The 8368-nt window shown below is 54.8% G+C and carries 5 protein-coding genes; all 5 read right to left on the bottom strand.

Annotation, left to right across the window (positions count from 1 at the left end):
• Positions 1–122 precede the first annotated feature (122 nt).
• Positions 123–3116 carry a retention module-containing protein gene (locus NNN71_RS06980; RefSeq protein WP_271458177.1) on the bottom strand — a complete coding sequence of 998 codons (2994 nt, stop codon included), beginning with the start codon at positions 3114–3116 and terminating at the stop codon, positions 123–125.
• Positions 3117–3447: 331 nt separating this feature from the next.
• On the bottom strand, positions 3448–3789 hold the full coding sequence (locus NNN71_RS06975; RefSeq protein WP_163448675.1) for a tryptophan synthase subunit beta: 342 nt from the start codon (positions 3787–3789) through the stop codon (positions 3448–3450).
• Positions 3790–3806: 17 nt separating this feature from the next.
• Entirely contained in the window at positions 3807–5747 is a 1941-nt protein-coding gene (lapD, locus tag NNN71_RS06970; RefSeq protein WP_163448676.1) for a cyclic di-GMP receptor LapD, read from the bottom strand.
• 9 nt (positions 5748–5756) lie between these two features.
• Positions 5757–6455, bottom strand: coding sequence for a cysteine protease LapG (gene lapG, locus NNN71_RS06965; RefSeq protein ID WP_163448677.1), 699 nt, complete (start codon positions 6453–6455; stop codon positions 5757–5759).
• 25 nt (positions 6456–6480) lie between these two features.
• Positions 6481–8148: a Mur ligase gene (locus NNN71_RS06960; protein WP_442910504.1), complete on the bottom strand. Its 1668-nt coding sequence runs from the start codon at positions 8146–8148 to the stop codon at positions 6481–6483.
• Positions 8149–8368: the final 220 nt, after the last annotated feature.

Raw genomic sequence — 8368 nt, 5'->3', positions numbered from 1 at the left:
ACGTAATATCAGACCATCTGGTATAAAAAAATAGATAAGAAAGATTGGTTTATATACTTAGGTTTTTTGAATGTATTCGTCAGTGGAAAAGAAAAGGGCTAGCCTGCGCTAGCCCTTTTGTATTAAACATCCGTATCTGGTTGCGCGATAAGACTATCAAGTTCGGCAGCCTCATGAACCCCCCAGTGTTCCCCACCGTCGCTATCCGAGCTTTCAGCTGGCACGTCCTGAACGTGTCCTGCCGCCGGGTCGTTATCAGCAGGGTCAGCAACCTGAATCAGTGAACTGAGATCTTTGGCGTCATCATCATGGATAATGTCGCTGAGATCGATAACCTTCACCTGATTCGACTCGCTGTTTTCGACCGTTGCTGAGTTGTCCGTCGGTGTTACCTCACTCTGCGCGGTATCCGCGCTGTTCAACTGGCTATCGATATCATCGAGCAAGAGAGTGAGCGATGTTTCCGGGCTTTCTTCAGCCGTTTGCGTCAGCGTCGCATCCTGATCGACATTGCTCAGGTCGAGATCATCGTGGTCAACCAACAGGGTCGAGGTATCCTGTTCCGTTGCTGCGTTATCGCCTGTTGTTTCCGCGTTATCCGTTCCGTCCACGTCTGCGTCAACGCTGTGGTCAGCGGCGCTATCGCCTTCGATTTGATCCGCTGTTGACGCGTCTTCCGACGGCTCTGCTGAACCTGTCTCTTGCGTTTGATCTGTGCTGGCACTGTCATCGGTTGTATCCGTTGACGCAGTCGTCTCCGTATGATCGTCCGATGTATGCTCCGGCGAACTATCGGTGCTATCCGCAGTATCGACGTGATCGGCAGTCGCGTGGTGCACATCGTCATCTGCGCTCATCAGAGTAGCCGAGTCGCTATCCGCGTGATGATCTTCGTCGCCAGTGATGGCGATCGCGTGATCGCCACTGTTGGCATCGATATCGCCTGACGAGTGCGACGAACCATCAACCTCAGTGGTGATTTCCACTTTGATCGACCCAAGATCGTCTATCTGGGTCGATGAGGTAAAGGTGAGATCCATATCCAGGTTGCTATCACCGGTGATATCGATAACCACATTTCCATGCGCATCAACCGTATAGTCTTCGCCGTTGTAGCTGATCGTTGTTCCCGGCGGCAACCCGGTGAGTTTGATCGACGAGATATGGTCATTGCCCGCCGCACCATCGAGGTTCGCATCAATGTTCAGCTCATACTGCCAGGTGGTATGGGTATCCGGATGTGAAGGATCCAGACCTTCTTTCCCGTCACCGGAAATAACTTCACTCACCCGGTTGTTGCCGCCATACGTTTTACCGTTAATGGTGACGTTTACGCTTTCGTAATAGTTGATGCTGTTATTGACGTTGGCTGAGCCCGCAGACGAGCTCCAGCTTGATGAACCCGGAACAAAGATGTAGTCGTTGGCGTTACTCGACGTCGGCTCTCGATTCCCGTTCACCGCGTTCATTGAGTGCTGTGTGCCATCACCTTGGGTATAGGTACTGTCTTCATGGAGTACGAAGATATCTGTTTTACCCTCGTTCCCCTGCGCATTACCCTGGTCGTAAACGTGAATATTTTCAGCAGGAATATCGCTGGAAACGTATTTTCCAATATCCCCTGCCGAAACCCAGACCACCACGTTGGCGCCAACCGCGACGATCATTCCGTTGCTATCGACGTCAAAACCATTTCCGCTTGGATCTTTACTGCCGCCGTTTACCTGCGTGACTTTCGATGACTCCGTTGCGGTCACATTGACGTTGAGGGTGACGTTGGAGTCAGCGTCAGAGTCGGCATCGGCATCACTATCCGAGTCTGCATCGCTGTCTGCGTCACTGTCGGCGTCTGAGTCACCGTCGGAATCGGAGTCGCTGTCGGAATCCGAGTCGCTGTCAGAGTCCGAGTCGCTGTCGGAATCGGAGTCACTGTCGGAGTCCGAGTCGCTATCTGAGTCCGAGTCACTGTCAGAATCGGAGTCGCTGTCAGAATCGGAGTCGCTATCTGAGTCCGAGTCACTGTCGGAATCGGAGTCGCTGTCGGAATCCGAATCGCTGTCGGAATCCGAATCGCTGTCCGAGTCGGAGTCGCTGTCAGAATCGGAGTCNCTGTCAGAGTCNGAGTCGCTGTCGGAATCNGAGTCACTGTCNGANTCCGAGTCGCTNTCTGAGTCCGAGTCGCTGTCGGAATCGGAGTCACTGTCGGAGTCCGAGTCGCTATCTGAGTCCGAGTCACTGTCAGAATCGGAGTCGCTGTCAGAATCCGAGTCGCTGTCAGAATCCGAGTCGCTGTCAGAATCGGAGTCGCTGTCGGAATCGGAGTCACTGTCAGAATCGGAGTCACTGTCGGAGTCCGAGTCACTGTCGGAATCGGAGTCACTGTCGGAATCCGAGTCGCTGTCAGAGTCCGAGTCGCTGTCGGAATCGGAGTCNCTGTCNGAATCCGAGTCGCTATCTGAATCGGAGTCGCTGTCGGCATCCGAGTCACTGTCAGAATCGGAGTCACTGTCGGCATCCGAGTCGCTGTCGGAATCGGAGTCGCTATCGGAATCCGAATCGCTGTCCGAGTCGGAGTCACTGTCAGAATCCGAATCGCTGTCGGCGTCCGAATCACCCTCATCCTCAGCATCCGATCGATCCAGAACCGTCAGTTCCTCTTCTATCGGCGTATTGGGGAAATCGAGGCCTTCAGTCGGATATCCAGCTGTAGGGTCGACTCTTTCGCCGGTGAGATCCAGGATAACGTGAGTATGGGCACCGCCTGCGCCGGGCTCGCCACTGCCGGTCGTGGTTTGTGGGCCTGCGGCGGTGGCCTCAAGAATTTGTGTCGGGTCCTGACCATCCGCAATCGCCTGCTGAATGGCGGCAATATCCGTGGTGTCGGTTGCGTCAGGTGTGTTGGCGATGCCGTGGCCGCCATCCCAGTGGCTGTCGCGGCCGAGATCTAACGTTTTCCCGTCAGGGAGAGCGAGGGTGACGGCACCGTTGGCGCCGGTTTCAATTTGCTCGCCAGCGAGGAGTTTATCGCCCTCAACGAGCAGGCGCCGGGTTCCGTCAGGTGAAATTGCGAAGACCTGACCGATAATCGCTTTAATTGTGCCGGCTATACCGTTCATCTTGCTCTCCCATTGGTCTTGCGCGGTGTTTTCCGTTTCCGCTGGAATATTTTTATCGTTATGTTATCGCGGATCTAAGAGGTGATTGCCGTTAGATTGATTAATGGTGCTGATATTTCGAACGCTGCAATGCACCCGGGATCGGCGATAAGTCGTATCTTAAGCCAAGAATATGACGAAGTGAGAATTTATTCTTTGATTTTAAGGTTGTTTTAATCCGCCAGAATGGCTAGCGGCTGTTAAAAATAGGGGGGAATAACGATCGTTAGAGCACTAATGATATTTAAGGCACATTATTCATGCACCTTAAATAATCAGCTTTATTATTGGGTTATATCAACCTTTCTTCGTCATCGCCGATCAGACCTTCCAATCCGCTCAGCGCCTGTCGTGCCTGGGCACGATTTAACAGCTTATTTTGTGCCGCTGGCGGCAGGTCGGTAATGCTGATAACCCCTTTGCTCATCAGTACTTCAATGAGATCTTCCAGTACGCGAACCATTTCCAGGTCGCTCTGTTGCAGTCTTTGTAGCGTGGCCGCGCGAAGGTTTTCCACCTTCAACCACTCGCTAATCTCTGCGGTTGTCTCCGCACTTTGCTCAGTCATCCCGCTGAATTCCGCGGCTTCAACCCGAACGATCCGTCCTTCACCATCGCGTTCAATAAAATGCATGGCTGCTCTCCTGAAAATTATTGTAGTGTGCTGGCATCGCTAAAATAGCGGCCCATTGCGCCATACAGGCCAATTTTTTCCAGCACGGCCAGCTCGCCTTCGGTTTCCACTCGTTCAGCGATAAGGGGGACGTTGATCTGGCGTGTCGCCCAGTAAATCGCTTCTATAAAGAGTTTTTTATCTTCTTCTTCATTGATGTGGTGAATATAGCCGCCGTCGACCTTAATCCACGCCAGCCCCCACTGCGGCAGGTTACCAATCAGATGGAAGCGACCGCCAAAGTGTTGAATGCCCAGGCCGCAGCCCAATTCCTGTAGTTTTTTCACCAGCACGGTGACACGTTCTGGCTCCGGTAGTTCGTTCTCATCCAGCTCGAGCGTCAGTCGCGATGCCAGGTGGCGCGCCGCTTTCAGCGGCTGGAGCAGGGCGTTCAGTCCCTCGTCGTCCGCGACGCTTTCACCGCTAATACTGAGTGCAAAAGCGTGGGTGGTGCTTTCCATCGCGCGCAGCGTCTGTTTGAGCATGACGACGTCCATACGGCGGCCCAGAGCCAGGCGGCGAACCCACGGGATGAAACGGCCTGCTGGGATAATTTCGCCATCGGTGGTTTTAATACGCGCCAGAATTTTACGATGGAGAACAACGTGTTTGCTATTGCACTCGTACACGGGCTGCGAATAAAGCTCAAACGCTTCCTTATCCAGAATCTCCGTCAGGCGCTGATGCCAGTGGTGGTGGTCCTCATCCGGCGTTTGCTGCGCGGCCAATGCCGGGTCGACGAAGGTGCGCATATCGGCTTCGGCGGCCACCAGGATCTGGTCCGCCTGACGCAGCAGGTTCTGTGGCGTGTCACCATAGTGGAAAGCAACTTCGGCAAAATGCGCCACCGGGTTGACGTCGCTCAGGCCTGTTTCATACAACGCTTTGAGCTGTGTGTTCAGTGAGTTAGCGAAGCTCTCCATCTCCGTCGGAAGAACGGGGGCGGTGATAATGGCGAACTCGCCACCGCGTACGCGGGCGACAAAACCTTCACTATGGAAGTAGCGCTGCTGGAGGCTGCTGAGGATATCGGCAACCGCTTTAAGCAGTTTATCGGTGTTGGCGCCGCCAAGGCGCTGGTTGAGGCCCATCAGATCCTGCACGCGCAGGAGGATCAGGTTGCCGTCGGCGTGGTCTTCATCGCTCAGGCGGGTCTGGAATTTGATGTCGAAAGCGCGACGGTTGTTCAGGCCGGTGAGGCTGTCGTTATAGGCTTCCTGCCGCAGCGCCTCGGTGCGCTGAGCCTGCTCGCTAAACAGCGCCTTCAGTTGGGTAACCATCATGTTGGTGGCTTCGACAACCCGACGCAGCTCCGGCGTTTTCGGCAGTGCTGGCAGGCTCAGGAACTCGCGGCGGCTGATGGCGGTAGCTTGTTCGACGATGTAGTTCAGCGGGCGCAGACGGTGGCGCAACAGGAACATCGCGCCCAGGATACACAACACGCTACAGCCGGTTAGCCACAGGAAGCTGGCGACCAGACTGCTCCACAGGCGCGACAGCGCAAACATCGGGTGGCTAACCACCTCCACGCGCGCGGCCTGCGTCCAGCCGCGCATGACGATAGCTTCGCCCTGGCCGGGGTTCAGGTGCACGATGCGGGCAAACCAGCCAGGCACGTTGGCGCTGGGCGGGATGTTCTGACGCTCAATAATGGGCTTGCCGGTTTTGATATCCACGACCTGAATGCGGTAGAAGTAGCCGCTGTCGAAAATGGAGTTCACCATCAGCTCGGTCATGACCGGGTCATCGATATGCGCGGTCAACGAGAGGCCGAGCGCCGTGGCGGCATCCTGGGCATGCGCACTCAGCTGGTTGTGATACTGCTCGCGCGAGCTTTCCAGCGTGGCGAAAAAGTTGCCGCAGAATATCGTCAGCGTAAACAGGCAGATGCCAATCAGTAGCTGTTTATAAAGGGACATGACCGCTTCCTATTCATTAATTACAAACCCTTCTGCACGCATCCTGGTGAGAAGATCCTGCCAACGTGAAAGTCGTTTACTGTCGCCAACGCGCTTGCTGCCGCTGGCCTGCGGGATCCATAAACCTTCCCCATTAAAGGAATAAACAGGGAGCAGATCGCTGCGGGCGGTGGCGGGTAATATGGCGGGCTTCAGGTTATCGAGGACCAGCGGAATAGCGTCCGGCGTCGAATACCATGTCACAACCATATGTGCCTGATTTAATTGTAATGCTTTAACGTAGGTGATTCGCAGCTGGCTTGCCGGAACACCTAATTCACGTAGGGTAAAATATTTGGCCAGCGCGTAGTCTTCGCAATCTCCCGCGCCTTTACGTAAGGCTTCCACCGGGGTCGCCCAATAATCCTCTTGCCCCCACACCGTTATATCGTCCACAAAGCGGATGCGCGAATTAAAAAATTGGTTCACGCGGTTCAGGGTGGCCTGAATGTTGCCCTGCGTCGGCTGTTTAAGCAACGCCTCCCAGGCATCAATATTGCGCTGGGCGGTGGGCGTCGCGGGGCCATATAGCCGTTGCGTCCGCTCGTTGATGGTATTGAAATTCCATCCCGCGCCCAGTTCGGGCGGCACCAATAGCAGCAGCGCCAGAAACAACGATAGCCAGCGTTTCCAGATAAATGGACGTACGATATCCCGCAGGCGCTTCATTCAGCAAACGCTCATCATTAAGGGATTATGTCGTCTTGTCATGCTGATGACGCCAGTGTTTTCGGTAAGCAACATAGCCGGAAAGGTAGTGTTCGACATCATCAATGCGCACCCGGAAACTGTGGTGACGAATGAAAAAACTGCCCACGATCCGGGGCGGATTTTTGAAGAACATTGCCAGTTCCGGCCAGAAAAAACCGTTCGCGAGGTACCGCGCCCGCGTCTCCAGCGCCAGGTTGAACTTCTCCAGATCGAACCCGTCCAGCAGGTGACGATGCTCGGAAGTGGCCAGACGGCTTAGCATGCGCGACGCCGCCATCATCAGTTCGAGCAGCGTCGGGTAGGTGGTGACCCGGTTGATCACGAAGTCCAGGTGATCGCGCACGTTGTCCAGGCCAAACTGATAATAACGCTCAAGCGGACGGTACAGCGTTAACTCGTTTACACAGTAGCTTAGCCAGTGGTCGTGAGCCTGCCAGTGCTTCTGCGCGATAAAGTGATCCATCGCGCGTTCAACGATTTCCAGCCAGCGCGGCGTTTTGGTCAGCCCGTACAAACGCATCAGCGCGAATGCCGCCTCGCCGTCGTAATAGATAATTCGGTGTTCGGCCTTCAGCGACAGATCGGCGGCGTTCAGTACGTGGTTAAAGCCGCCGGTATCGGTTTTTTGCATAAAGCCGATGCCGTTTGCCAGACGCTGCATCTGTGGCAGATAGCGTTGGTCGCCGGTGAGTTCGGTGTATTTGGCCATCGCCAGTATACAAACTGCATTCCCGCCGAGCTTAATTTCGCCGCCGGTATCGATAAGAAAATCGGCGTCGCTGCCGTCGGGCAGCGCGCGGGTGGCAATCAGTTCGCTTGAGAGGTCGTGCAGCGCCCGCTCAATGGCGGCGAACTGTGTAGGTTCTTGCGTCACTTCCCAACCTTCGAGCAACGCATAGGTTGAGCTGGCGTGGCGCAGCGCGTTGTAGGTAGGGATGGCCCGATCGAAACAGGGGAACCAGCCGTAATCGTAGCGCCCCGACGCCTGAACCTGACGCGCCAGGTAGTCGGTGGCGGAGAAAATCATCGGGTCGAGCGCCTCTTCCTGCCAGTTTGACAGCTGGCGATAGCCCGCATTGCGGCCGCTGGATTCAATGGGATACACCTGCTCGCCGTCGCAGAAGACGCTGCGGGTGTTAAAACGCCAGATGAGTTGCTCGGGGCTCTCCGGCCAGCACAATTCGCTGCTGAAGCGCCAGCGGGCAAAATTGGCCAGATTGGCATTATTAGGCGTAGCGACGCCCTCCGCACCCTGATACATCAGGGCATTAGCATTAATTTCTTGCTCGAGGATGGGATGCCGAAAATCGGGGGTAAAGCTTAGGCCAAAACGGAAATAGTTACGTTTGGTCCTGCTGAGTTTTTCCTGTAGCGCGTCCCAGCGTAGAGTCTGTATTTTATTAACAATATCAACGCGCAGCCAAATAGGCGACGCGTGTTTGTTGTGCTGCCAGCGCGCTAATTCCGCTTCCCCTGCCGCCCAGGCCTCATTAAAGGTCGAACCTTTGCCGCAGACGGTAAAGGCGCGTTCCTGACCATTGCTTATGCTCATGAGAAGAATATACGCCGGAAAATGAGCGGGTTGTGCTGCAATCGCTGTCGGCGTTAACGTCGCCTTCGTTTGATCCAGCAATGACTTCAGTGCTGCCATTGTGCGAGTAGGTGGGGAATATTTGCCTGCATACAGGTCGGCAATTAAACTTTTGGCATTCTCGGTAATATGTGGATTCTGCGAAAGCGCTTTTAATGTTTGCTGAGTATGTTTGAAGAAGCGTAACGGTGCATTTTTACCCCGCCTTATCATATTCGCATAACGATTAAGGTAGATCGCCAGGTAGTCCAGTCGTTCTTTTTCGCCTAACCCGCTGCGG

Source organism: Kluyvera sp. Awk 3, from assembly GCF_028069715.1.
In the GTDB taxonomy this organism is placed as follows: domain Bacteria; phylum Pseudomonadota; class Gammaproteobacteria; order Enterobacterales; family Enterobacteriaceae; genus Kluyvera; species Kluyvera georgiana_A.
Note: the sequence above shows the minus strand (reverse complement) of the source record. Positions and strands in the feature narration are given on the sequence as shown.